A 26,933-nucleotide genomic window follows, 5' to 3' on the forward strand; every position below is an offset into this window, starting at 1 on the left:
TATTACCTCCTATGAGTTTAAGTCACGCTTATGCTTATATTTCATGGTTGTGATTTTATTTTTTCATTTATTTTGTAAAATATTTTTATATTAATCAGATAAATTTAATCGGATATTAGTTGAAAATTATTTTTCAATCGTACTTAAATCTCCAGCTGGCAAATCTAATTCCCAAGCTTTTAAGACACGACGCATAATTTTACCAAAACTTGTTTTCGGTAATTTATCCATAAAATCAATTTCTCTTGGTGCGGCATGTGCGGCTAAACCAGTCTTAACAAATTGTCTTATTTCAACTTTAAGTTCATCCGTTTTTTCTACGCCTTCACGCAATGTGACATATGCTTTGATAATTTCACCTCTTACGTCATCAGGGATACCAATAACTCCTGCCTCTGCAATCGCTGGATGTTCTACAAGTTTAGACTCAACTTCAAACGGGCCTACTCTTTCGCCTGATGTCATAATCACATCATCTACTCTACTTTTGAAGAAAAAGTAATTGTCTTCATCTCGATATGCTGAATCTCCAGAAATATACCAACCATTCACAAAATATGAATTGAATTTTTCTTCATTTTTCCATATTTTCCTCATCATGGAAGGCCATCCTGCTTTTAACGCTAAATTACCTAATGTATTCGGAGGTAATTCATTACCTTCGTCATCGACAATACTTGCTGTAATACCTGGTAATGGTTTACCCATAGAACCCAATTTAATAGTCTGACTTGGATAATTCACAATCATTAATCCACCGGTTTCTGTCATCCACCAAGTATCTAGTATACGTCTGCCATATACTTCATTGCCCCAACGAATCACTTCTGGGTTTAAAGGTTCACCGACTGACAAAATACTTCTTAAAGTTGATAAATCATATTGCTTAGTGAATGTCTCACCTTTACTCATCAACATACGTAATGCTGTAGGTGCGGTATACCATAATGTAACTTTATATTTTTCTATCATTTCATACCATAATTCTGGAGAGAATCTTCCACCTATGACACAATTTGTTACGCCGTGAAGCCAAGGACTGAATATGCCGTAGGACGATCCTGTTACCCAAGTTGGATCTCCAGTACACCAATAAATATCATCTTCTTGTAAATCTAATACATATTTTCCTGTAATGTAATGCACAATCATCGCATCCTGTGCATGTAAGACGCCTTTAGGTTGGCCAGTTGACCCAGACGTGTAATGCAATACAAGTGGGTCTTCACGATTTAGCCATTCAATGTCGAAACTATCACTCGCATGCTTGAACGCTGTATGAAAATCAATATGTTCTGGTGATACATTGTCACCCACAACTATAATAGTTTCTAAGTCTGGTAATTTTGAGTAAGGCACACGGGGTAATAAATCTTCTGTTGTAACTAAGACTTTAGCATCCGCATTGCTTAAACGTTCTTCTACTGCTTGATCCATAAATGCTTCGAATAATGGACCACATATTGCTCCAGTTTTTAAAATACCTAAAAATGAAAAATACAGTTCTGGCATTCTAGGCATATACACAAACACTCTATCGCCTTTTTCTACGTTAGCTTCTGTCTTTAATAGATTCGCTACTTTATTTGAAGCTAGCTTTAATTCTTCGAAAGTAAAAGATGCTTCTTGTGCACTGTCTTTATAATTCAAGGCAATTTTTTGCCCTTTACCGTTATCTACGTGACGGTCTATACATTCATATGCCATATTTACTTTTCCTGTTTCATACCAAGAAAATGCTTTTTCCGCTTCTTTCCAATCAAAGTTATTATATGTATGTTCATAATCTTGAAGATTAAAGTTTCCTTTTTCACCTTTTAAAATTTCAGTTGTCATGTGTATGCCTCCTATAAAGATTTAAAAATCATTATAGATGGAACTTTCTGAATATTCAACCTATTATTTAATAATTCCGAGATATTTAGTATGATTTAAATCTTTGAAACCTAGAGCCACATATCTTAGCAGTTTTACAAATAATTTTAAACTTTTTTAATTGTCCTACAATTTCATTTTAAATTATTATAACTTAAATGATATTTATTATTCATTTGATTATGATAGCTTTGGTGTGAGAATTGATAAGAAAAATAATTATCACGCTAGCTTAAATTTTATAATTGACGAGGATAAATATGGTATTAACACCTCAAGGGATATAGAGGTCTTTTGAGAAGATATTTGAGACTCATGGATGTATTTGGTTTATTTAGGGAAACTGAGGATAATAGGCGATTATATAGCATTGTAATGAATGATTGAACTTGTATTTTTAAAAATTGCAGTGATTTGAGGTGATTCCCAAGCTAAAAAAGACTAACTATTTATTGTTAATAAATAGTTAGCCTTTTTTTAAATATATGATTGGTCGTACTATTGTTGGATGGTTGTACCAACGTTTTGACCACTTTGTAATTTCTTAATAATATGTGATTCATTACCTGCGACAATGACTACTTTTTCACAGCCTGATTCAATCGCTTGAATCGCATCTTGAACTTTAGGAATCATACCACCATATATTGACGCTTGATCAATATAGTGATTGATACGTTCAGCATTCAGTGTAGCTTGCACTTTTTTATCAATGATGACGCCAGGAATATCACTTAATAGATAAATTGGCGCCTGTAAAAATTGTGCGATTTTATATGCTAATGTATCTGCATTAATGTTATACAATTGCCCTGTACTTCTATGTTGACCTATAGATGCAATGACTGGTACAAATTGTTCTGTTAACGAAGCAAGTACAGAAGTATCGACATCTGTAGGTTCACCGACATAACCATATTTATCGTCTAATGGGATGACATCAAATAATTTTGCATCTACGCCATTTATACCAATACTTTGAATATCTGATTTATTAATTTTGCTAACAAGCGTTGGATTCACTGATCCAATTAATGTCTGACTTGTCACTGCAAGTACTTCACGCGTTGTTACTCTCAAACCATCTTTAAATTGTGTAGACACGCCTTGTTGCTCCAAAGCTTCATTAATAAAAGGTCCACCGCCGTGTACAATAATGGGTTTAAATCCTTGTTGTCTTAAAAGTGCAATGTCTTCTATTGTTGAATCATGTAGATTTGTCAGAGTGTCGCCACCTATTTTAATTACAATATAGCTCATTGGTCACACTCCTTAGGTTCTATATGAAGCATTGATACGTACATATTCATATGATAGGTCACAACCATATGCCGAAGCTGCGCCTTCACCATTACCGACTGATGCTTCAATATAAATGTTATCTGCTTCTAATTGTTTTTTTAAATGTAACTCATCAAATTCAACTGACATGCCTTCTTCAACAACAGGCACATTACATAAAGAAACATTCGTCTGACTTGGTTCTATGTCTTCAGAAGCATAGCCCATTGCTGTAACGATTCTTCCAAAGTTGGCATCTTCGCCATGAATTGCTGTTTTCACAAGGCTTGATGATACAATACTTTTAGCAATTTTTCTTGCTTCTGCAACATCATTTGCACCTTTAACTTTAGCCGTAACTAATTTCGTTGCACCTTCACCATCTTTAGCTATTGATTTAGCAAGATACTGACTCACGAAATTTAATGCATATTCAAACTTTTCCCAATCAGGGTGTAACGTATCGAGTTTATTATGGTTCGCTTGTCCATTTGCTAAGCCAAGCACCATATCGTTTGTACTAGAATCTCCATCAACTGTAATCATATTAAAAGAGTTATCAATCGTTTGTTTCAAACAATTGTCTAGCGTGTCCGCATCAATTTTGGCATCTGTCGTAATAAATGACAGCATTGTTGCCATATTCGGATGAATCATGCCTGAACCTTTAGCTGTTCCTCCAATTGTTACAGTTATATCATCAATTTCAACTTGCACAGATAAATGTTTAGTAAATGTATCCGTTGTTAAAATCGCTTGATTGAAAAACTCGCTTTGATTATATTGTTCTTTTAAGACATTTTGTGTACCATGTTGTATCTTATCCATAGGTAAAAACGATCCTATAACGCCCGTAGATGCAACGCCTACGCTCTCTTTGGATAAATTCAAATGCTCTGCTACCCATGCTTGAGTGTCTTTGGCATCTTGAATACCTTTTTCACCAGTACATGAATTAGCATTTGCTGAATTCACTACAATGGCTTGTAACGATTGATTATTTTTAATCGTTTCTTCAGTAACTTTTAACGGCGTCGCTTTAAAACGGTTCAGTGTATAAGTACCTGCTGCTGCAGTTGCTGTCGTAGAGTATATCCATCCAAAGTCTTTTTTCTTTCTTCTTAATCCAACATGCATGCCTCCGACTATAAAACCTAATGGAGAACTTACATCACCTTGTAAATCTATTTTCAATTGGTTGAGTGTATCTAACGTTTCAATATCTTTCATCCCATCTCACCTTTCTTTTATATTACGGATATACAGGTAGTTGTATTAACCCTGTTGCTTCATTTAATCCATACATTAAGTTTAAATTTTGTATCGCTTGGCCACTTGCACCTTTGACTAAGTTATCAATAACAGAGACAATCACTGCTGTTTGTGTTTCTTCGTCAACATACATACCAATATCACAGTAATTACTACCATATACTTCTTTAGTTTTAGGGTAATTACCTAAATCTCTAATGCGTACAAAGGGTTTACTATCATAATATTGCTTGAAAGTTGCATGTAAATCTTCGCTAGTAGTTTGCTTGTTTAACTTCACATATATCGTAGAAAGTATGCCACGTGTCATTGGTACTAAATGTGGGGTAAATACTACTTTGATATCTTCATCTGCTAAATGCGAGATATACTGTTCTATTTCAGGCTTATGCTTATGTTTACCAATCGCATAAGCACTCAAGTTCTCATTCATTTCAGCGTAATGGACGTGTTGTGCCAGTGACCTTCCGGCCCCTGAAACACCTGTTTTGGCATCTATAATAATTGAGTCTTGTTGAATTATTTTTTGATCTATTAACGGATGTAACGCTAATAATGTAGCAGTAGGAAAACAACCTGGATTAGCTACAAGTTGTGTATTGTTTTGATCTACTTCAGACCATTCTGCAATACTATAATTTGCATCATCTAATTGTTGTTGTGTCGCAGTCGCTTCACCATAAAACTGTTGATAGACATCTCTATTAGTTAATCTGAAATCACCTGATAAATCGATGACTTTTATATTTTTCTCTACCAAATCAGGCGCTATATGTTTACTTACATTTGAAGGTGTAGCAAAGAACATCACATCACAGTCAACTGTTTCAGTGTCTAAAGCCTCGTAGCGATGCGTTAAATGAGTTAAGTGAGGAAATGTTTCTTTTATTGGTTCATCCGCTTTAGAATGTGAAAAGATATATTTAATTTTTACATCTGGATGGTGCTGTAATAATCGAATTAATTCGACCGCACCATAACCACTTCCTCCTACTATCCCAACTTCTATCATGACGTTCATTCCTTTCTGAATATTCGAACTTTTTTAAGTGTTATGCGTTACTTTTTTCTAAAACTTCTGTTATTACTTTTATAACTTTATCAATGTCTTCATCTTCAATAACAAGTGGTGGTGCAAGTCTAATAATATTTCCTTGTGTTTCTTTACATAGCACACCTTGTTCAATCATCTCTTGACAATAAGATTGTGCTTGGTTCAGTTAATTCAATGCCGATAAATAATCCTCTGCCTCTCACATCTTTTATGATGTTGCTGTCTATCAGCTGTAAATGGTTAAGTAATTTTTGTCCTTGTTCAGCAGAACGTTCGATTAAGTTTTCATCAATTAACACATCTAATGCTGCCATTGATACTGCACATGCAAGTGGATTACCTCCAAATGTCGAACCATGTGTGCCAGGTGTAAGTACTTTCATCACGTCATCATTAGCTAACACTGCTGAGATCGGATAAAGACCACCACCAAGTGACTTACCTAATAAGTAGATATCTGGTTCTACACCTTCCCATTCCATTGCAAACATCTTACCTGTTCTACCAAGACCAACTTGTATTTCATCTGCAATAAATAGAACGTTATGTTCATCACATAAGTTTCGAACCTCTTGGATGAAATAATCTGGCGGTACGTTGACGCCACCTTCACCTTGGATTGGCTCAAGTACAATTGCTGTTGTATTTTCGTTAATGAGTGATTTCAAGCGAGTGATATCTCCGAAATCCATATATTGCATATTATCTAGCAAAGGTCCAAAACCTTTTTTATAACTTTCTTGCGAAGATAGCGATAAGGCACCTAGTGTACGACCATGGAAATTACCATTCATTGCAATAATTTCGCCTTGGTTTTCCGCTATACCTTTAACATCAGATCCCCATTTACGTGCAATCTTAATTGCCGTTTCAATGGCTTCAGTGCCTGTATTCATAGGCAACACTTTTTCCTTATTGGCAAGGGAACATATTTTCTCTTCCCATTTGCCTAAATTGTCGCTATATAATGCACGTGACACCATAGTTATTTTTTCGCTTTGCTCTTGAAATGCTTTTATAATTTTCGGATGACAATGCCCTTGATTGACGACTGAAAAACCTGAAATACAATCAATGTAGCTATTATCTTCAACATCCCAAACTTTAGCACCTAGACCTTTCGTTAAAGCCAGTTTAAGTGGGCTATAATTGTTCGAACTGTATTGATCTGTTAGTGCAAATAAATCATTCATCGAAACCCTCATCCCTTTTCTATAAATATTCTAAATTTTGAATTAATATCCATAAATCATACACGTAATTTTACAATTAGTCAAAGACTAATTAAAATAATAATTAAATAAACGATTGTTTTAAAGCCTTTTTACAAATTATATACAGATTTAACATTTCTTTAAATACTGCGATGTCAAACTACAGAATGTATATATGTTGTATGACTTGGTGCCTGTTGGCTTGTAAAAAATTTGTTATGTAATTATTTCATGGTAGTACCGCTCTATTATTTTCATAAAAAGGCAAACTAAGTTTACTTTTCACTTAGTTTGCTTAATATTAATTATCACTATCTAAGATTTTTCATTTACTATTTTAGAATTATGTTTTTTACGTAAATTTTAGCTTTAATCTTTATTGATTTGCTTAGTACATTTAAAAAGATAAACTTCGCCGTAAAATGCTGTATCAAATTTTAATAATTAGATATGAAATCATGCGGGGAATAAATCTCGTTAATACAATATTTAACGTTACTTGTTAACAATAAGAAAGCAACGCTTACAAAGTATAAAATAATTCATAAACTGCTACCATTTTATTTGCGTGCTTGCTAATTTATTTTACGTTCAAAACAAGGCGAATGCACTTTTTATACAAACTCTTGTATACGAAGTTATTATACGCATATAAAAACTCAAGTCAAATCGACTTTTCAATCGGTAATAACTGTATATAAAAGTATCTTTATACAAATTAGGCTTACTTAATGTATAAAGATATGGCACAATTCATTCGCCTTCAGTCCTATAGATAAAGTCCATAGCGTGTCATTTTACGATGTTACTCATTTATTCATTAAAAGTATATTCACATTAAATATCACTTTTACGCTTAATGGCCTTCAAACGTTGTAACACCAACACTTTCAGCCAATTCATCGCCTTTCAAATCACAAATTTACCCTTATTTTACTTTTTTATTGTATTTATACACAAATGAAGCAGTATCTACAAGGAATTGTGTTTAATCCATTCAGATACTGCTTTTTATGATGTTACTCAAATATATAATTATGCTTTTAGTAAGGTGATTACATAAATAAATCTAGTATTAGAACAACAATTAATCCAGTAATTGATGTCGTCAATAATAAGACGCCCCATGTTTTAAAAGTGTCTTTTATTGAAATATTAAAGTATTCTTTAAATAGCCAAAATGAAGCATCATTTACGTGTGTAATGGTATTACTACCTACCGCAGTAGCAAGAACCATAAGCACTGGACTTACGTTAAATGTAGGGATCAGTGGTCCTACAATACCTGCTGCAGTAATCGCTGAAACTACACCTTGCCCAGTAGCAATACGAATTAACGCTGTAATGAGCCAAGCCATGATAAGTGGTGAAATATTAGTATCTTTCATAATGTCTGCTATATAGTTCCCAACATTAGCTTCTAATATAACTTCTTTGAACGCACCACCTGCACCGACTATGAATATAATCGTTGCAACACCTTTCAAGCCAGTTTCAAATGTCTTCATCATGTCATCCATATTTTTACCTTTTCTAAGACCGAAGATAACAATAGCAGTTAAAATAGCAATAATAAGACTGATTTCTGCACTTCCTATAAATGTCACAGCTTCATGTAATAATGTATCTTCAGTTATAAATAAACTTAGAATTGTTGAAATAGAAATTAAAATAGCAGGAATAAGTGGTATAAATAAACTCATTCCAAAACTTGGCATTTCACTTTCAGAAAAAACCTTGTTCTTTTTTAATAACGGAGGTACTGGGTAATCCATTTTCTTCATAAACTTAGGCAATACAACACCAGCCATAATTACACTAGGTACAAAGACAATAATGCCTAATATATAAACCATACCCATATCTGCATTGTAAGCATCTACAAGTGCAGTTGGCCCTGCTTGAGGTGGGAATATACTATGAGATAGTGTCGTGGCGACAACCATAGTAATAGCTAACTTCATAAATGGTGTTTTTGCTTCCACAGCAATACTAATTACTAATGGTGCTAAAATCATAAATGCCACTTCATAAAATACAGAAATCCCAAATACAGCACCTACAATAATTAATGCCCAATGCACATGTTTAGCACCAAATTTATTTATAAGTGTTGATGCAATGCGTTGTGCTCGCACCTGAATCCACCATTAATTTACCGAGTACTGCACCAAATCCAATAATAAGTGCAAGACTTCCTAACGTTGATCCTAATCCTTCTTTAATCGTGTCTAATATTGCAACAGGTTTCATCCCGTTTATAAAACCAACCACTATTGCTGAAAAAATGAGTGCTAGAATACTATTGATTTTGAGCTTAATATTTAAGAATAATAGTAAGGCAACCCCTATTACGAGTGAAATGAGTGGTAGATGTTCGCTTAAAAATGACAATTTCATGTCCTCCCATCCCTTAATAACTTATGAAAGCGAATTCACAATTCCTAATTATAATAGATTTAATTAAAAATAACAACGTTGTTATTTAAAAATTGCATTTAATTTAATTTCTCAAAAGGTATTCAACATATTAATATAAAAATAAAAGCATACCCGTCACTGTATATAAGTCGCTTTATAACAATAACGGATATGCTTTTTAATTTTATTTATGATACGTATCAAAATGCCATTGCTTATCTTTCAGAATATCTCTATAGAACGGATCAGTGCCGATCACTTTAATGCGATCTGCTAACGCTTCTACTTCGTCTAAATGATGTGTGGTTAATATAATCAGACATTGTGCTTTCATTTTATTGAGCAAGCTATGAATATCATATCTTGATTTCAAATCTATACCTACAGTTGGTTCATCTAATATTAATATTTGCGGGTTGCTTAAAAGTCCTATTAATACATTCACTTTTCTTTTCGTGCCACACTGATAGTTTCGACACAGCAACTGTTCTATCTGTTAAATGAAGTTGGGAAGCATACTGGTTTATCGTGTCTTCGGTTATAGGATTTTTGCATAATGCCTTAAAGCAATTGATATTTTCATTTACTGTCATGTGTTCAAATAACGCAATATCTTGAGGTACATAACCGATCATATCTTGAAGTTGCTTTTTTGCAACTTGGTCACCAAAGTAAGTAATATTGCCATAATCCGCTTCCTCTAATCCTGAAACCATTCTTAACAAAGTGGATTTTCCAGCCCCATTTTCACCAAGTAAAATAGTTAACTGTTTATCTTCAAATGTCATATCTAGCGATTCAAAGATGCTTTTACTACGGTAATGTTTTTTGATATTTTGTAATTCTATCATCTTATCACTCCTATAATTGTATGAAGATATAAATTAAACCCATCACCAGTGCATATATAAGTGTCATAAATAGTCTATGACTTAATGTATTTACTTTAAATAATAGCCAAGCTACGCCTAATTCATAAATTAAAATAACCCATAGCGATTTCACATAAAACATCAACGATAAATTTTGCTGAAACACGACTGCTGTCACACTTAATAAAACCATTAATATCATAGTATGTGCAATAACATATGTGCCAAACAATTTAAGGCGACTATAGCGGAACATAAACAGTCTTGCCAGCGCACCATTTTGTTTCAATCTTTGATGTAACACAATTTGAACACTGCTGACGCATAATAAAATTGCAAAGACAATACTTAATGATATAGAAGTATTAGAACTGTGATTAATAACATAATGCGCAATCTTTGATTCTGGTGTTTCTTGATTTAATTTTCTATTAACTGCTTTTAACGAAGTATCTTGATCATTATCTTCTAAGTGCGACTTCACTATATTAGGTATTTGCTGTTCATACAAAGAACGACTAATCATTTCTAACGTAATATCTCCAATAAAGTCATCTCTGCCATATAGGGTTAGTGCATCTTTTAAATGATTACTATGCAACTTGTCACTATAATTTTCTGGTATTTGCAAACTGACTACCGCTTCTTTTCTAGTAACGCGTTCCTCAATGTATGCTTCCTCAAGCGGCACATGCTCTACTTGCACAAATTCATTGCCATCTATAGCTTCAATCAAATTTTTAGATGCTGACGAACGTTCTTGATCTTGGACTGCCACTGGTATTTGAAACGATTGATTGAGTGTCTTATATACGCCCCACACCGCTAATAAGGTACATAATAATAGTAGCGCTAGTAACACGTATTGTTTCCACTGTTTTACAATTACGATAAAAAGGTAAGGTTGAATCATTTACGATACCTCCCAACAATGACAAATATTAATACAACAAATGATAATAGAAAGCTAATATAAAACATGAGCGGCGTTTCTAAAATGTAATTATTTAATATGATTTCCAACATTTGATTTGTTACAAAACTAAATGGTTGTACCGTGAAAATACCATTGAATAAATGCTTGAAATATATAGTAGGTATGATTAGACCTGATAGTAACAATATGATAATGCTGAATATACTTTTCAAAATATAATTCATCCATTTAGATGATATTAAATCAATAATCGTCAGCCAGATTATCAACATCAAGATATAATATATGAGTTGAATCACTACAGTAGACCAATTGTAGCTTTCAAAATCATTCGGCAATACATTGAGCATCCAAAACAAGCCAACTACAGCCCAGATACTTGTATAAAATAATGTAAATAAACTTCGAATAAGCGTCAGTTTCTCAAATGAAAAATGATACATACTTAACCTAGATTTCAGTGCTGTTACTTGATTCATTTTTAAAATTGAAAATAATGATAAAGCGAAGATAAAAATAGACGCTAAATAGCCGGTTATCACATAATAGCTCGCAGTATCGTATATTTGTACAGGTTTATAATCAAATCCACCTGTACGATTTAACCCTGTAAACAATAAGTCTGTTAATAAAAGCATCGTGTCTTCTTTTCCTGCATCCTCTGCAAGTGATGTATAAGCGAGTCCCCCACCCATAGACAACATGAGTCGATTGTACACTGAACCTGTTAATTGATTAATAACTAAACTTTTAGTCGATTGTTTATCATATGTATAAACTGAAATAGGCAAGTTACCATTTTTATAAAATGACTTAGTCATTCCTTTTTCAAACACATAGTATCCTTCTAACTTCTGAGCTTTTAACAATTGGTGTGCTTCGTGTTTATTATAGCGCTTGATACTAATATCTTTGCCTAAGTTTGTCCCATCGCCCATCGATTTAAGTATTAATGCAGTTTCTGTCGATTGATCGCGATCTACAACACCAATTCTAAATTTGGAATCATCTTGATTAAATTGTTGTATGACAAGTAAGGTTGAAAACAAACCAATGATAATTAACACTAAATATAAAAATAAATGCCATTTTTTCAATAAAAAAGAGTGGTAAATGCGAAACAATTGTAATGTTCTCATTTAACCACTCCTTTCATTAATATTTTAGTTTAGTTTAAATTCTTGCAATGCTTATTTATCTTCAAGATCTTTCACAACATCTTTCAAGATGTCTCCAGCATTATCAGAAATTTCTTTTTGTAATTTACTGAAGTCACTTTTAGACATTGTATTTAAGTCTTTCGCACCGGCTTTATCAAACTTAATGTCTTCTTTAAGTTTAGTTTCGCCTTTGATGTTAACTGTAACAGGTTCATATTGAACTTCTGTAGTAATGTCGAGATCTTGTTTCTGTGAATTATTCTTCACATCAGTCTCTAATTTATTTTCATATTCAATTGTAGTTTCATCGTAGTTTGCACTGATTTCGACATCGCCTTTATCAGTACGTTTGTTACCGTCCACTGTTTCTTTATTTGTAACTTTGATATCTGATTCTTTAATACCATCATCAAAACCTAAAGTATATTTATCTTCATACTTATCATCATCTTTTGTTGACTCACCTTTAAGCGAAATCTTAGCCTCATCAGCAGATACGTTATAATCCATAACTAACTTGTCATCCTCGATTAGACTTGTACCCTCTAATTTAATTTCAGCACCGCTGTTATCTTTCAATCTTAAATCACGTTTAAGAATTTGATTATCATCTTCCCATATTACAGATTTAATACTTGGGAATTCATCTTTATCAGCATCTTTCACTTCTTCTAAAGCTTCATCAATTGAATCATCATATTCTTCAGCATTAAATTGGTCTTCTGCAATGCCTTTAATATCTTTATCTTCTTTAGCTTTTTCTAAAACTGCTGTCAAAATTGATTTCGTTTCAGCTTTGCTAATATTCATTGTTACTTTATTCGTATCTTTCTCTTCGCCATCCACATCGATCTTATCGTCTTCTTTTTCAAAATTATCATCATCAAGTTTATCGATAATTAATTCACTATAGCGTTCACTAATTTTCTCAACTTTTTCTTGTGAAATTTGTGTACCAGATAATAGAGAATTTAAATTCAATGTATCATTCGTGATTGCTGAATTGTTGCTGTTCATACTTGATGAACTACTTGAAAAACTGCTTGACGAACTAGTTGATGAACTATCCACTGTTTCACCCGTTAATTTTTCATAAACATCTACGAGTTCATCATTTTTAGCTTTGTAAACATCATCTAAAATTGGTGCTGAGTAATATTGATTGTCCTTATCTGCTGCCCATTGAAACTCCCCAATTTCATTGTCGGCTACAGTAGGGTTTAATGCTAGTACTGACTTTTCGTTCTCTGGATCATGTCCCATTTTAAATCCTAACCCAGAAGCATCTATTGCAGATTTTGGTATATCAGATGATTTAAGTAATTTCTCTGGTACATCTGCACTTGCATCTAAACTAATTAAATATGACTCATCTTTCATTTTGTCTTGAAATTTAAATTCATTTTCAAAACGGTCCTCAGCGTATTCTTGCATTTGCTTAGCGGTTTCTTGCTCACTTAATAAATATGTGTTCTTCGGTGAATTTTTCATGAAATAATAAGTAGTCGCACCACCTATCCCAACAACGAGTAACACCCCAATAACGACTGCTATGACAATCTTCACTGTCTTTGACATATCGTCCAACCTCCCATAAACTTTTATTTCTTTTATAATATCACAAAACTTATAATATTAATTAATTAATTTGATAATTTTTATAATTTTTTACATATTTTTAAATTATATATTTATACTTTTTATACCAATGATATTATTTAATTAAGTGCAATATATTGTGCTTAATTAACGATTGTACAAATTATTACAAATCACTCTTATAGATTCATCACATAAAAAAGACGCAATGCCCATGAATAAGCATTGCGTCCTTTCGAAATTATTTAATTCTTATAATTCACTTTATTAATCTTTTTTAACTTCATCTTCCCACCAAAGTGCATCTTTAGGATTTTGAATGACGTCTTCATAATCTTCTTGGTTTTCAACGTTTGGATAATTTCCTCTCAATGATTTATTTGATGTTGATTTAAACATTGTTAAGAAAATAATAAGTCCGATGACGTTAATAAACATCAAATAATATGAAGGTGAAATTTCTTGACCTGTCGTTTGTACTAACATTGATAGAATAAATGGTGTCAAACCACCAAATATTGCGAGCACCGATATTATAAACAAGTGACAAGGTACGTAATCTCACTTTTGTATGGAACATACTTGGTAACACTGATGGCATTACGCCTTCAAATGTAGACATGAATAGTGCGATGATAAATAATCCTAAGATAACGACTGGTATCATTGGAATACTCATGAGCCAGAAAGCAAGCACAGAGAATAAACTAAAGCCAATTAAACCAAATAAAATCGTCTTCTTATTACCAACTTTATCACTGTACCAACCAAAGAAAAATACGGTTGGTATCATTACTAACATCGTGACTGTACTCAGTATAGAACTCATGGTGCCCCCTAAGTTAATGGTTGAGTTTAAGTACGATGGCATAAAGGATAGCACCATGTAGTTAGCCACATTTAAGAATGCTACACCGACGAAACAAACGATGATATCTTTCCAATAATATTTAAATATATCTAAATAAGAATATTCTAATTCTTCTTGTTCTTCTAATGTCGATTCATAAGCAGGACTTTCGTCTAATCCTGTACGCAAGAAGATACCTACAATACCTAATGGCGCAGCAAGGATAAATGGAATTCTCCAACCCCAGTCTGCCATTTGTTGATCGCTTAACAATGCATACATAAGACCAGCTAGAACTGCCGCCATAATACTACCCGCGAGTGTACCAATTTCTAGTCCACTACCTAACTTACCACGTGCTTTATCTGGTGATGATTCTGCTATGTACGTCATCGCACCAGCGTACTCTCCACCAGTTGAAAATGACTGAATCATACGTACTACAAGTAATAGAATTGGCGCCCATATACCGATTTGATCTTGCGTTGGTAGTAACCCAAGCATCAATGTTGAAGCCGCCATAAGTAATATTGTTGATGATAATACAACTTTCCGTCCATATTTATCCCCTATATGACTGAAGAAGATACCACCAATCGGTCGTACTATAAATGCAAAAGCAAATACAGCAAATGTAGATACAATTTGCATCTCTTGCGGTAAATTACCAAAGAAATTGGCACTTATAACTACCGCTAATTGCGCATATAGCCCGAAGTCAAACCACTCAATTGCGTTACCAATACCTGTGGCAACCACACTTTTTTTAGCTTGATCGGAATCTACCCTATTAACTTTTTCTTTTTTAAACTTCACAAAAAAAACACCCCTTAATTTTTGTCTATCAATATAACATAACATAACCTGTGCACAAATTTTTAAACAATTTAAATTTAATGTTCCATGTATTTTGCGTTTAAAATGCATAAATACTTATATATCAAAACGATACAGCACCCTACTTTATTCTCTATATTTATTATAATTACCATAGCATTGGACTTCATGGATTAAAAAATAAGATCAATTAGATAAAATTAATTCATTTTAAATCACATTATGTTATATAAATACTTTTTACAACTCAAAAATCATTCTTAAATTAATTATTCAGAACGAAACATATTGATTTCTTTGGTATAATAGCCTCATAAAAATGAACATATGGAGGCACTCAAGTTATGAAACAAATTTATTTTAACCATGATGGCGGCGTAGATGACCTCATCTCTTTATTTCTTTTAATACAAATGGATGATGTAGAGCTTATTGGTGTAAGCGCAATTGGCGCAGATAGTTATATCGAACCGGCAGTAAGTGCATCTCAAAAAATAATTAACCGCTTCTCCGACCAACCAATACATGTGGCCGCTTCAAAAGAACGTGGTAAACATCCTTTTCCAAAAGATTGGCGAATGCATGCATTTTTTATGGATGCATTACCTATTTTAAACGAATCATCAAACCAACAATCTTTGTTATTAAAACAGCCTGCTTACCGAGATATTATAGATAAATTACAAGACCATTCTCAAAAAGTCACTTTACTTTTTACAGGACCCTTAACAGATTTAGCCAAAGCTATCACAGTAGAGCCTACTATTGTTCAGAATATCGACCGCCTTGTGTGGATGGGTGGTACATTTTTAGATAAAGGTAATGTAGAAGAACCTGAACATGATGGTACAGCTGAATGGAATGCTTTTTGGGATCCTGAAGCTGTTCAAATTGTGTTTGATACGGATATCAAAATAGAAATGGTAGCTTTAGAAAGCACGAATCAAGTGCCTATGACATGGGATGTTAGACAAGCATGGGCTAACGAACGTCATTATCCTGGTGTAGATTTCTTAGGTGTAAGCTATGCTCGCTGTCCCACCATTAACACATTTCCAAACGAATTCTACTTACTTCTTATGGGATGTATTAACAACAGCTTACATTGGCATGCCTGAACTCGTTCACCAACATAGCGTAAATGTATCTGTACATACTGAAGGTGCCGACCAAGGCCAAACGTATATTGACAACTTAAATGGTAGAGCTATTTCAGTTGTTGACCACGTTGAACATGATGCTTTCTTCAAATACATCACTGATTTAGCTAAAAAAGTCATACGTTAAAAAGTAAATACTAGTTTTACTAATATAAAAAAGAGGGATCTCCAATTTTTGGAAGATCCCTCTACTCATTAAATATTATTAACAGACACATATATTAGTAACTATCCGGAGTTAAATATTGTTTATCGATGACATCTTTAGTAATTGTTTCTAAACGCTGTTTCGTAACGTCATTTTCGTGATCATAGCTTAATGCGTGTCGTTTTGCTAACTTATCATCGTATCTTTTGAGTGGATACATTTTAAAACTATGTCTTGTGTTGTCATCTAGCGGATGAGCTATTTCATAATGCGTAATTAAAGATTGCCATTTAACATCTTTAATCGTTACACCCTTGGGCAATTTCTCAATATTAAAACGAATATTACCCCCTAATACATTACTTTCATCACCAGTAGTTTGCCCATTCAAAAAATTTCCCAGGGAATAAGCTACAAGTGTCTTATGATTGTCTTTACCTTCTACCCATTCTATAGGTTGGATGACGTGAGGATGTGTCCCAATTACAACATCTACTCCTGCATTTGCAAATACTTCAGCATATTTTTTCTGTTTGCGCGTTGGTTTATGTTTACCTTCACTTCCCCAATGTGCCGACACAATAACCGCATCACTTTGTGTTTTAGCTTTCGCTACATCTTTTTTAATCTGAGCTTCATCAAAATAGTTGATATGATACGGTTTTTCAGGAGAAATATCATTTGTGCCATATGTATAACTTAATAGTGCAACTTTGATTCCATTCCTCTCAACAACGGGTATATGGTTTCTCTCTTTTTGTGAATTAAACGCGCCAGTATATAAAATATCGTCAAATTTTCCCCATAAATTTATCTCATTCAGCAATCCATCGGTCCCTTGATCAAGCGCATGGTTATTCGAACCATTAACGATGTCAAACCCCACATCAACGATATCATCCGCTATATCCGTCGGCGTATTAAATTGTTTGAAGCCTGAAAATCCTTTTTCATCTCCACCAATTGGTGATTCTTGATTTATATACGAAATATCCGCAGATTTAATGTCTTCTTGTAAGTATTCATACATAGGTTTAAAGTCGAAACTATTATCATCTTGTAATGCATCCTGATAAACTACTGGATGGATTAAATTATCTCCAACTGCATAAAATGAAATTTTATCTACTAATTGCTTTTGGTCTTGCAAGCATAGTCCACTAAAAAATATAAAAACAGTAAATAACAGTGTCATCATTATTTTATATTTCCACATAGCTTTCCCCCTTTGACCATTTCAAAAAACATTCATATTACATATATTAATTCTATTATAATTAAATATCTCAATTTATTATAGAGTATTTACAATAAACTCAAACTTCTTTAACAATATAATAATTGGGGCTCAGACATAAATTTATGTCTCAGCCCCAATTGGATTCAGCTTATAATATTATACGTGCTTAGTAATTGTTTCTGCTTGGTAAACGATATGAACCATGAGCAGGATTTTTTGCTTTTCCTATCGCTATAATCATGACAGGTTCATAACGTTCTGAATCTATATCAAAGGTTGTTGCTATTTGATCACTTTCAAATCCACCTATTGGATTCGTATCATAACCATAAGCTCTGGCAACTAACATGAATTGCATAGCGACTAGACTACCATCAATTTTTATAATATCGTTCATTTCACTTTTTTCTAAACTTCTATAGAAAGGTAATACTTTCCCAAGCAATTCATCTTTCACATCTTCGGGCATTAACCCTTGCTTAACAGCGTTACTATAGATTTCTTCACCGTATTCATGACTTTGCATATCCCCAAAGATAACTACCATTGCGGACGAAGTATCATTTTGACGTGTATTAAAACGTATAAGTGGACGTAATTTATCTTTACCTTCATCACTTTCTACAACTAAAAAGCGCCATGGTTGCATATTCACTGATGACGGTGCTTTTGTTGCTTTTTGAATCATTTCATCCATTTCTGAAGTTGGTATTTTAACTTGCTCATCAAAAAGTTTTACAGATTTTCTATTCATTACTATATCTTCAAAGTCGTTATTAATCATTATTCATTTCTCCTTAACTATTTTTAACAAAATCAAATTATACTCAATTTATTTATATTTACAAATCATCTGTTTGAGAATGAAATAAATAGTAACGAGAACTTAAATAATCATGAACAATACTTCATCAGAAACTTAATATAAGGATACGTTTTTCAAAAAATCTATTATACTCTTTTTAATTAAATACAATTCATTCACTTAAACTTCACGAGTGCAAAATCACAAGTTGTTCTAATCTGTTATTTGCATAGACATCGTTATATTTCTATCACAAAAACCCATTTTTTCGTATAATTTTTTAGCAAAGTTATTCGCAAAAACATTCAGCCTTACTTCTTTGATATTTTTCGCTTTAAAATACTCGCCGACAAATTGTATTAATTCTTCAGCGACCCCGTGTCTTCTATATTCATCAAATACATACAACTCATATATAAATCCATACTCTTCTTGAATAAAATAATCTGTTTTGTCATCTATAAGTACGAAACCTTTCATGTGTGATTCTTCTATTAATACATAATATTCAGCACCTTCGCTTATTAACTGTTTTGACACTGATCTCATCGCATGATCTGATAAGTCAAAGTCTGCTGTTATTGCTTCTTTAAATACAGTCGGTATCGTCTCATTGATTATTTTCAATTCTTCTTGGTTTGCTTTTCTAATTGTCATTATTATGCACCCTTTCTTCAACACACTTTCATTGTAAATACTTACAATCATTGTTATATCACTTTACATTTCAAATAATTTTTATTACTTTGACAATACCCTAAATCAAAAGAAATTAATTTCAAGACTTTGCACAATAAAAACTTTATCGTCTGACAACTTTAATATCAATAGAATTCTTATTAACTACTGGATATATTGTATTTTTATAGTAAAATAGGATAGTGACTTTATCTATATACCATTAATTACAGGCGGCTTCACTATATTATTAAGATGGTTTTTGTAATATACAAATACCTATTTTTCAAATGTGAATACTGTACATGATACAATGGATGCTTTACAATCAACAGATCATCCGATGATTGACAACCATTGTTTTTTTAATAGAGCATTTCAATAACTTACAACGCTATTATCAATAGTTGAAAATATTATAAAAAGTTCGATATATTCTACCTTATATCAAAATATAAAGAGAAAATTTTTTAAAAAGAGGGAATAAATAATGAAGTCTATATCTGTCATAGTGACTTATTACAACTCAGAAGACTATATAGAAAGATGTTTAACTAGTCTTAAAAAACAAAGATTTCAAGATTTTGAGTTAATTTTAGTTAATGATGGTTCAACTGATAATTCAAAAACAATCGCAACACAAAGTATTGCAAATTGGGATATACCAATAAAAGAAATTGATTTACAACAAAATACAGGTCATGCACATGCAAGAAATATTGCCATGCAAGAAGTAGATGCACCATATTTTATATTCATTGATTCAGATGATTATTTAGCTTCTTATGCACTTGCATTTTATATGAAAAAAATAAATCAATTTGACGCACTTATTTCACCAATACATTCATTTACACTTGATATACCACAATATATAGACCAAGACTTAGTGCGTGTAGACTATTTAGATACGAAAACTAAATCAAATCAATTTTTACGCAAAAATTCAGCATGTAATATTGTCTTTAAAACGGCTATCGCACGTGGACATAATTTACAATTTAATGAAGCCTTAGATGTCTTTATTGACTGGTCTTTCATATTAGATTTCATAAAATACTCAAACGGTTTTGTACGTGTGAGTCGCTTCCCATTTTATATCAAAGGCGAAGTTTATGACCCATTCTTAAAACCAAGGTTATCTAAACAAGATTTCGGCATCGTCTTCAACGATTATGTTTATAGTTTTTCAGATTCTATCCAACGCGCACCTTTAAAAGAAAACAAACGTTTCATAAAAAATAAAATGAAAAATTTATTTAAATATTCGTTTGAGCCTTCGTTGAGAAAAACACCTGAAAGATATGAACAAAATAGTGAGTTATTACCAAGCGTTACAAGACAACTCTTTCCTACAATTTTCAAAAATGAAAAACCTTTATTTATCGCTGAAGCACTCATGCTTATGTTTAATAAGAGAAAATCAGCATTTAAAATTAATCAGCTTAGAAATAAAGCAAGATTAGCTAAAAATGTTGTTTTACGCAGAAAAAATAAACATCGTGCACTTTACCAATTGACAGATTCTGAAAATAAAGTTAATCCAAAAACAATTGTATTTGAAGCTTTTGGTGGTAAAAATTACAGCGATAGTCCTAAATATGTTTATGAATATATGATGAAACATCATCCGAATTATGAATTTATATGGGTATTAAAAAAGCCTGACAGCATACAAATACCAGGCCCAACGAAAAAGGTTCGAAAAATTCTAAAGCATACTATGATGCTTATTCTAGAGCAAAATATTGGGTATCAAATGCTAGGCTCCCACTGTTTCTAAATAAAAAGCCTAACCAAGTCTATATCCAAACTTGGCACGGTACGCCATTAAAACGCTTGGCAAACGATATGAAAGTCATTCGTATGCCTGGAACAACAACAGATCGTTATAAACGCAACTTCAGAGAAGAAACAAATCGTTGGGATTATCTCGTTTCACCAAATGCTTATTCATCAAAAATATTTGAAACAGCATTCTGGATGAACCCAGAACAAATTCTAGAAATTGGTTATCCTAGAAATGACGTTTTAGTTAATCGTTCACAAGACGAAGCCTATCTTCAAGAAATCAAAGAAAACTTAAATTTACCTGAAGATAAGAAAGTGATTATGTACGCTCCTACATGGAGAGATGATGAATTTGTTAAAAAAGGTAAATACTTGTTTGATTTGAAAATAGACTTAGATAACTTACATGAACAATTAGGTGACGAATATGTGATTTTATTAAGAATGCATTACCTAATTTCTAATGCCCTCGATTTAAGAGGTTATGAAGAGTTTGCAATTGACGTTTCAAATTACAGTGACATCTCTGAATTATACTTGATTTCAGATTGTTTAATCACAGATTATTCGTCAGTCATGTTTGATTACGGCGTACTAAAAAGACCACAGTTCTTTTTCGCTTATGATTTAGATAAATACGGTCAAGATTTACGTGGTTTCTATCTTGATTATCATAAAGATTTACCAGGTCCAATTTATCAAGATGCTTATAAATTAGCTGATGATTTGAAAAACTTAGACCAGGTAAAAGTAGATTACAAAGATAAAATCGACACTTTCTATAATGACTTTTGTTCATTAGAAGATGGTAAATCGTCTAAAGCAATTTCTGATTTAATTACTGGTCAACAAGACGAGTAGTTTTTATACAAGCGTTTCAGCGCTTGTATTCCTTTATTAAATTAGCCTTATGGGGTGGAAACAAGCAATCAAATTTCAAATTTTGATTGCTTGTTTCCACCCCTATTTTCATTTAATTTTTGAGCTAATAACTGCCAAGCTCTGTGATAATTATCGTCTAATTGTACAGGTTTAAAACCAAACTCAAGATACATATTGATGGCTTTATAACTTATCGTTTGTGAAGTTAAATAAGCTTTATTATGATGTAACGCTAAAATATTCATTGCCGCACTAAGTAATGGCTTAGATAACTTTTTGCCTTGATATGCTTGGTATGATACCAACCCAATGAATTCTCCCCATCATTTGACTATCATCACCTAAATAGCCATACCATGCAGTAGTCGTGCCTACAACTTCCTGCTCTTCATTTTCAATGAAGATACAACGTTGTTCCATCTCTGTTACATGATCTCCAAACTCTTTATCAAACCTTTCTAATGCCATGTCCTCAGTTGTAAACTCACCTGCTAGCGTTTCTATATAAGCCCATAATTTTTCATCGCCTTTACGAAATTTCCTAATGACAAAACCTTTAGGCACATCATACTGTGGTATGTCATCTAACTGTGTTCTCACCATTTGTACTTTAATATTTTCCATTCTGCCACACCCCACATCTTTAAATTTGTTATATCAACTTATGTTTATAATAGCCTTATTCTCATCATAAAAACACCTATTACAACTTCAAATAAAAACTTATCAATTATGCACATTATAAATTTATGAAAAATATAAAAAAACTGCCAACCAAAAAGTTATACACTTTTGGTGACAGTGAAAATATCTATGCTTATCTAGGATGATATTCAAATCTATACTTCCTTATTTTGAAACACCTATCGTGTTCAACAATACAATACCTATGAGTATAAACACGATTGCTATGATGCCTGTGAGATTTAGGTTTTCATTAAATAAAACGACTGCGAGTACTGTACTTAGTACTAATCCCAAACCAGCCCAAGTGGCGTAACTTAAGCCTAACGGTAGATATTTCATAGCTAAACTAAAAAATAAAAACAAATCATAAATGAGATGATTGCTGATAAACTTGGGTATAATTTACTAAAACCTTCAGAAGCCTTAAGTGAAACAGTGCCTGTTACTTCAGTAATAATAGCAATCAATAAATATAAATAAGCCATAATACTCCTTCCCTAAATCGAAGCACTTGGAAAGTTAATCGTTTTTATATTAACGCTTTTACCAATCACGCTACTTCCATTTAATCAATATCAAAGTCCTATTTAACTATTGGATCAATAGTTCTCTTTGTAATTTACAACTCTAAAGCAGTATCATTTTAACAGCTACAAATAATAAGCAACTGGTGAAAATCATTAAATTTATGACTTCACCAGTTGCTGTTTTTAAATTATATAGATTGGTTCATTGCTTTTATTTTACTGTTCCCGCATCTTTGTCATGTACACCATGACGATAGAAATCAACGTTTTCTGGTTCCATAGGTTTTTTACCACGGATAATGTCTGATGCTTTTTCTGCCATCATTAATACAGGTGAGTGGATATTTCCGTTTGTAGTGCGCGGCATTACAGATGCATCTACAACACGTAAGTTTTCCATACCATGTACTTTGAATGTCTCAGGATCAACAACTGACATTTCGTCTGATGCTTGGTCCCATTCTACAGCTACATGATGGGTGTAATGCTGTTTCGCCATCACGTTTAACCCATTCAATAATTTCTTCATCTGTTTGTACTTCAGGTCCTGGAGAAATTTCTCCACCATTAAATGGATCTAAAGATTTTTGAGACAAGATGTTTCTAGCTACTTTGATGGCTTCAACCCATTCGCGTTTATCTTCTTCAGTAGATAAGTAGTTAAATACGAAATCTGGTTTTTCAAATGGATCTTTAGATTTAATCTTCAAGTAACCACGAGAGTTAGAATACATTGGACCTACGTGTACTTGGTAACCATGAGCATGTGGCGCTTTAGTCCCATCGTATCTTACTGCAATTGGTAAGAAGTGGAACATTAAGTTTGGATAATCTACTTCGTCATTTGAACGTACAAATCCACCACCTTCGAAGTGGTTAGATGCTGCTTGCACCTTTACGACCTAAAATCCATTGCAAGCCAATGAATGGCATCTTCAACTTATTAAGGCTAGGTTGCATTGAAACTGGTTGTTTACATGCATGTTGCACGTATACTTCTAAATGGTCTTCAAAGTTTTCTCCTACGCCTGGTAAATGTAAACGAGGTTCAACACCAACTGAACGTAAGTGTTCTGAATCACCAATACCAGATAATTGTAATAATTGTGGAGAGTTAATTGCGCCACCTGATAAAATAACTTCTTTCGCATTCACTGTATGTTCTTTACCATTCTTCTTGAATGTTACACCAGTTACTTTATTACCTTCAAAATTTAATTTAGTTACAAATGCACGCGTTTGTACGTCTAAGTTTTTACGTTTCATAGCCGGATGCAAGTAAGCTCTTGACGCTGATACACGTCTACCATTATGCACTTGACTATCAAAAGGTCCAAAGCCTTCTTGACGGAAACCATTAACGTCTGGTGTTTTATTATAACCTGCGTCAACACCAGCATTGAAAAATGCTTGGAATAACGGGTTTTTAGCAGGTCCACGTCTCAATTTAATTGGACCGTGGTGACCACGATACTGATCATCTTTAGTAGAACCGAATGTTGTTTCCAAACGTTTAAAGTATGGTAAACAATGGGCATAGTCCCATGATTCCATGCCTTCTGGTTGCGCCCATTTTTCATAGTCTAATGGGTTACCACGTTGATAAATCATACCGTTAATTGAACTTGAACCACCTAATACTTTACCACGCGCATGTCCAACTTTACGGCCACCCATATGTGGTTCTGCATTTGTTTCATAAATCCAGTCATATAGTTTATTTCCTGCTGGATACATTAATGTTGCTGGCATTTGGATTAATAAATCCCATGAATAGTCACTACGTCCAGCTTCTAATACAAGTACTTCATTAGACGCATCTTCACTTAAACGGCCACCAAGTACCGAACCGGCACTCCCACCACCAATAATGATATAATCATATGATTTTTTCATTTTTGATAAAACCTCCTAAATTTTTAATTATTAATATTTTATATTTGTGTGTAAATCACCTATTGTTTACCAAACCAATTTACTGGCTCTGGGTTCGTATTACGTAGAATATGTTTCTCAACTTGATATTCTGCTAAGCCTTCTTTACCAAGTTCTCTACCAATACCTGATTGTTTGTAACCACCCCATGGTGCTTGTGCAAAGTATGGGTGGAAGTCATTAATCCAAACTGTACCCATCTTCAATTTATTTACAACACGTTCAGCTTTACCGATATCTGAAGTGAATACGCCACCTGCTAGACCATAAATTGAATCATTTGCTAGTTCGATTGCTTCTGCTTCTGTTGAAAAGCCTTCAATTGTTACCACTGGACCAAATACTTCTTCTTGTACAATACGCATTGAAGTATCACAATCTGTAATGACAGTTGGTTCAAAGAAGAAGCCATCTTGTAAGTCTTCACGTTCTGGTCTTTTACCACCAATAGCAATCGTTGCGTTTTCTGATTTTGCAACTTCCATATATTTTTCTATTTTTTCTCTGTGTTCAGCTGATATAACTGGACCCATTTCAGTTTCTGGATTAAATCCATCACCTAATTTAATATTTTTAATTCTTTCAACTAAAGCTGTTTCGAATTTATCTTTGATATCGTTGTGTACTAAGATTCTTGCGCCTGCAGAACATACTTGGCCCGCATGGAAAAAACCACCATTCAAAGCTTGATCGACTGCAAGATCAAAATCAGCATCATCAAAAATAATATTAGGATTTTTACCACCAAGCTCTAATGCAACATTCGTTACGTGGTTAGCAGCTTGTTTCATAATATGTTTCCCTGTTTGAATACCACCTGTAAAAGATACTAGGTCTACTTCTTTATGAGATGATAACGGCTCTCCTACTTCAGAACCTTTACCTAAGACTAAGTTAATAACACCTTTAGGGAAGCCAACTTCCTCCATCAATTCAAATACACGAATTGTTGTTAGCGGTGTGATTTCACTTGGCTTCATAACTAGCGTACAGCCTGTAACTAATGCTGGAGCAATCTTCCATGAAGCTTGTAGTAAAGGGTAGTTCCATGGTGTGATTTGTGTGACAACACCTACTGGTTCTTTTATCACTTTACTTTCAGTATTAGGAATTGGTGAATCTATCATTTCGCCACCATCTTTATCAGCTAAACCAGCAAAATAATGAAATACATTCGCAATGTCGTCCATGTCCGCATATGATTCTTCTAATGTTTTACCTGTATCCAATGTCTCAAGTCTTGCTAATTCTTCACGGTGTTCTACGATTAAGTCAGCAATTGCGCCTACTTTTTTACCTCTAGATTCACTTGTTTCTTGAGACCATTCACTGCCTTCAAATGCATTTCTTGCAGCTAAAATGGCACGTTCACTATCTTCTGAAGTACCTTCTGCGACTTCAAAAATGACTTCTTGGTTATATGGATTAATAATTTTTCTTGTTTCTTCGTTCGAGCTATTTACCCACTCACCATCAATATATTGACGACGAGATAATTGATTTAAAAGTTCCATGAAAATTACCTCCGTTAAGTTTGTTAAATTTTTATTTAACGAATTTTACAAGCTTTATGTTAGCATAGTAATCGAAAGGGTGTCAAACGAGTTTAGTTATAAGCTGGTTATGGATTTGTATAATTATAAAAATATAGTTATTTTGAATTCCTTAATCATCAATAGCTTGAATTTGTATAAAAATTTATCGGAGG

Annotated in this window: 15 protein-coding genes and 7 pseudogenes; 2 read left to right on the forward strand and 20 right to left on the reverse strand. The window is 33.1% G+C overall.

Annotated features, from left to right (window positions below; genetic code table 11):
• Positions 1-126: 126 nt before the first annotated feature.
• From acsA to ABLV90_RS02610, 12 genes and pseudogenes are all read right to left on the reverse strand, one after another.
• A complete protein-coding gene (gene acsA / locus ABLV90_RS02555) occupies positions 127-1,836 on the reverse strand; it encodes an acetate--CoA ligase (RefSeq protein ID WP_460872083.1) in 1,710 nt (569 codons plus the stop codon).
• Positions 1,837-2,373: 537 nt separating this feature from the next.
• On the reverse strand, positions 2,374-3,135 hold the full coding sequence (gene argB / locus ABLV90_RS02560) for an acetylglutamate kinase (protein WP_460872084.1): 762 nt from the start codon (positions 3,133-3,135) through the stop codon (positions 2,374-2,376).
• A 12-nt stretch (positions 3,136-3,147) separates the two neighbouring features.
• Positions 3,148-4,386: a bifunctional glutamate N-acetyltransferase/amino-acid acetyltransferase ArgJ gene (gene argJ, locus ABLV90_RS02565; RefSeq protein ID WP_460872085.1), complete on the reverse strand. Its 1,239-nt coding sequence runs from the start codon at positions 4,384-4,386 to the stop codon at positions 3,148-3,150.
• 22 nt (positions 4,387-4,408) lie between these two features.
• Complete coding sequence (argC, locus tag ABLV90_RS02570) at positions 4,409-5,440, reverse strand: N-acetyl-gamma-glutamyl-phosphate reductase (protein WP_460872086.1); 1,032 nt, start codon at positions 5,438-5,440, stop codon at positions 4,409-4,411.
• A gap of 40 nt (positions 5,441-5,480) precedes the next feature.
• Positions 5,481-6,675 (reverse strand): annotated as a pseudogene (gene rocD, locus ABLV90_RS02575) (ornithine--oxo-acid transaminase).
• A gap of 1,076 nt (positions 6,676-7,751) precedes the next feature.
• The gene (locus ABLV90_RS02580; RefSeq protein ID WP_460872087.1) at positions 7,752-8,834 is read right to left on the reverse strand and encodes a gluconate:H+ symporter; all 1,083 of its coding nucleotides are present in this window, start codon (positions 8,832-8,834) and stop codon (positions 7,752-7,754) included.
• Positions 8,797-9,096: a hypothetical protein gene (locus ABLV90_RS02585; RefSeq protein ID WP_460872088.1), complete on the reverse strand. Its 300-nt coding sequence runs from the start codon at positions 9,094-9,096 to the stop codon at positions 8,797-8,799. Before ABLV90_RS02585 ends, ABLV90_RS02580 begins: the two co-directional genes overlap by 38 nt.
• 205 nt (positions 9,097-9,301) lie before the next feature.
• Positions 9,302-9,968 (reverse strand): annotated as a pseudogene (locus ABLV90_RS02590) (ABC transporter ATP-binding protein).
• A 10-nt stretch (positions 9,969-9,978) separates the two neighbouring features.
• Positions 9,979-10,902, reverse strand: a complete 924-nt coding sequence (locus ABLV90_RS02595) for an ABC transporter permease (protein ID WP_427706095.1) — start codon at positions 10,900-10,902, stop codon at positions 9,979-9,981.
• Complete coding sequence (locus ABLV90_RS02600; RefSeq protein ID WP_427706093.1) at positions 10,899-12,065, reverse strand: ABC transporter permease; 1,167 nt, start codon at positions 12,063-12,065, stop codon at positions 10,899-10,901. Before ABLV90_RS02600 ends, ABLV90_RS02595 begins: the two co-directional genes overlap by 4 nt.
• 51 nt (positions 12,066-12,116) lie before the next feature.
• Positions 12,117-13,664, reverse strand: a complete 1,548-nt coding sequence (locus tag ABLV90_RS02605) for a hypothetical protein (protein ID WP_460872089.1) — start codon at positions 13,662-13,664, stop codon at positions 12,117-12,119.
• Between the two features lie 288 nt (positions 13,665-13,952).
• Positions 13,953-15,351: pseudogene (locus ABLV90_RS02610) on the reverse strand (MFS transporter).
• 365 nt (positions 15,352-15,716) lie between these two features.
• Between ABLV90_RS02610 and ABLV90_RS02615 the strand changes: the two are divergent.
• Positions 15,717-16,659, forward strand: a pseudogene (locus ABLV90_RS02615) (nucleoside hydrolase).
• Positions 16,660-16,753: 94 nt separating this feature from the next.
• On the opposite strand, the gene ABLV90_RS02620 reads toward ABLV90_RS02615, so the two are convergent.
• The 3 genes from ABLV90_RS02620 to ABLV90_RS02630 form a co-directional block, all read right to left on the reverse strand.
• A complete protein-coding gene (locus ABLV90_RS02620; RefSeq protein ID WP_427706087.1) occupies positions 16,754-17,896 on the reverse strand; it encodes a CapA family protein in 1,143 nt (380 codons plus the stop codon).
• 190 nt (positions 17,897-18,086) lie between these two features.
• Positions 18,087-18,704: a nitroreductase family protein gene (locus ABLV90_RS02625; RefSeq protein WP_460872090.1), complete on the reverse strand. Its 618-nt coding sequence runs from the start codon at positions 18,702-18,704 to the stop codon at positions 18,087-18,089.
• 234 nt (positions 18,705-18,938) lie between these two features.
• Entirely contained in the window at positions 18,939-19,382 is a 444-nt protein-coding gene (locus tag ABLV90_RS02630; protein WP_069816593.1) for a GNAT family N-acetyltransferase, read from the reverse strand.
• A gap of 511 nt (positions 19,383-19,893) precedes the next feature.
• Here ABLV90_RS02630 and ABLV90_RS02635 point away from each other — a divergent pair.
• A pseudogene (locus ABLV90_RS02635) lies at positions 19,894-22,055 on the forward strand (CDP-glycerol glycerophosphotransferase family protein).
• A 68-nt stretch (positions 22,056-22,123) separates the two neighbouring features.
• Here the strand turns inward: ABLV90_RS02635 and ABLV90_RS02640 are convergent.
• The 5 genes and pseudogenes from ABLV90_RS02640 to betB all read right to left on the reverse strand — a co-directional run bounded on the left by ABLV90_RS02640 (position 22,124) and on the right by betB (position 26,739).
• Positions 22,124-22,381, reverse strand: a complete 258-nt coding sequence (locus tag ABLV90_RS02640) for a hypothetical protein (RefSeq protein ID WP_460872091.1) — start codon at positions 22,379-22,381, stop codon at positions 22,124-22,126.
• Positions 22,341-22,700: a hypothetical protein gene (locus ABLV90_RS02645; protein WP_460872092.1), complete on the reverse strand. Its 360-nt coding sequence runs from the start codon at positions 22,698-22,700 to the stop codon at positions 22,341-22,343. Before ABLV90_RS02645 ends, ABLV90_RS02640 begins: the two co-directional genes overlap by 41 nt.
• A gap of 225 nt (positions 22,701-22,925) precedes the next feature.
• Positions 22,926-23,248, reverse strand: a pseudogene (locus ABLV90_RS02650) (DMT family transporter).
• Positions 23,249-23,501: 253 nt separating this feature from the next.
• Positions 23,502-25,186, reverse strand: a pseudogene (betA, locus tag ABLV90_RS02655) (choline dehydrogenase).
• A 59-nt stretch (positions 25,187-25,245) separates the two neighbouring features.
• Positions 25,246-26,739, reverse strand: a complete 1,494-nt coding sequence (gene betB, locus ABLV90_RS02660) for a betaine-aldehyde dehydrogenase (RefSeq protein ID WP_069833103.1) — start codon at positions 26,737-26,739, stop codon at positions 25,246-25,248.
• Between the last annotated feature and the right edge of the window lie 194 nt (positions 26,740-26,933).

Origin of the sequence: Staphylococcus sp. 2S1 (assembly GCF_046721335.1) — a bacterium.
Lineage (GTDB): Bacteria > Bacillota > Bacilli > Staphylococcales > Staphylococcaceae > Staphylococcus > Staphylococcus equorum_A.

What these genes read in the sequence shown, in the direction of transcription:
- acsA (WP_460872083.1), bottom strand. Translation starts at nt 1,836, where the DNA reads ATGACAACTGAAATTTTAAAAGGTGAAAAAGGAAACTTTAATCTTCAA.
- argB (WP_460872084.1), bottom strand. Translation starts at nt 3,135, where the DNA reads ATGAGCTATATTGTAATTAAAATAGGTGGCGACACTCTGACAAATCTA.
- argJ (WP_460872085.1), bottom strand. Translation starts at nt 4,386, where the DNA reads ATGAAAGATATTGAAACGTTAGATACACTCAACCAATTGAAAATAGAT.
- argC (WP_460872086.1), bottom strand. Translation starts at nt 5,440, where the DNA reads ATGATAGAAGTTGGGATAGTAGGAGGAAGTGGTTATGGTGCGGTCGAA.
- ABLV90_RS02585 (WP_460872088.1), bottom strand. Translation starts at nt 9,096, where the DNA reads ATGAAATTGTCATTTTTAAGCGAACATCTACCACTCATTTCACTCGTA.
- ABLV90_RS02595 (WP_427706095.1), bottom strand. Translation starts at nt 10,902, where the DNA reads ATGATTCAACCTTACCTTTTTATCGTAATTGTAAAACAGTGGAAACAA.
- ABLV90_RS02600 (WP_427706093.1), bottom strand. Translation starts at nt 12,065, where the DNA reads ATGAGAACATTACAATTGTTTCGCATTTACCACTCTTTTTTATTGAAA.
- ABLV90_RS02605 (WP_460872089.1), bottom strand. Translation starts at nt 13,664, where the DNA reads ATGTCAAAGACAGTGAAGATTGTCATAGCAGTCGTTATTGGGGTGTTA.
- ABLV90_RS02620 (WP_427706087.1), bottom strand. Translation starts at nt 17,896, where the DNA reads ATGTGGAAATATAAAATAATGATGACACTGTTATTTACTGTTTTTATA.
- ABLV90_RS02625 (WP_460872090.1), bottom strand. Translation starts at nt 18,704, where the DNA reads ATGATTAATAACGACTTTGAAGATATAGTAATGAATAGAAAATCTGTA.
- ABLV90_RS02630 (WP_069816593.1), bottom strand. Translation starts at nt 19,382, where the DNA reads ATGACAATTAGAAAAGCAAACCAAGAAGAATTGAAAATAATCAATGAG.
- ABLV90_RS02645 (WP_460872092.1), bottom strand. Translation starts at nt 22,700, where the DNA reads ATGGAAAATATTAAAGTACAAATGGTGAGAACACAGTTAGATGACATA.
- betB (WP_069833103.1), bottom strand. Translation starts at nt 26,739, where the DNA reads ATGGAACTTTTAAATCAATTATCTCGTCGTCAATATATTGATGGTGAG.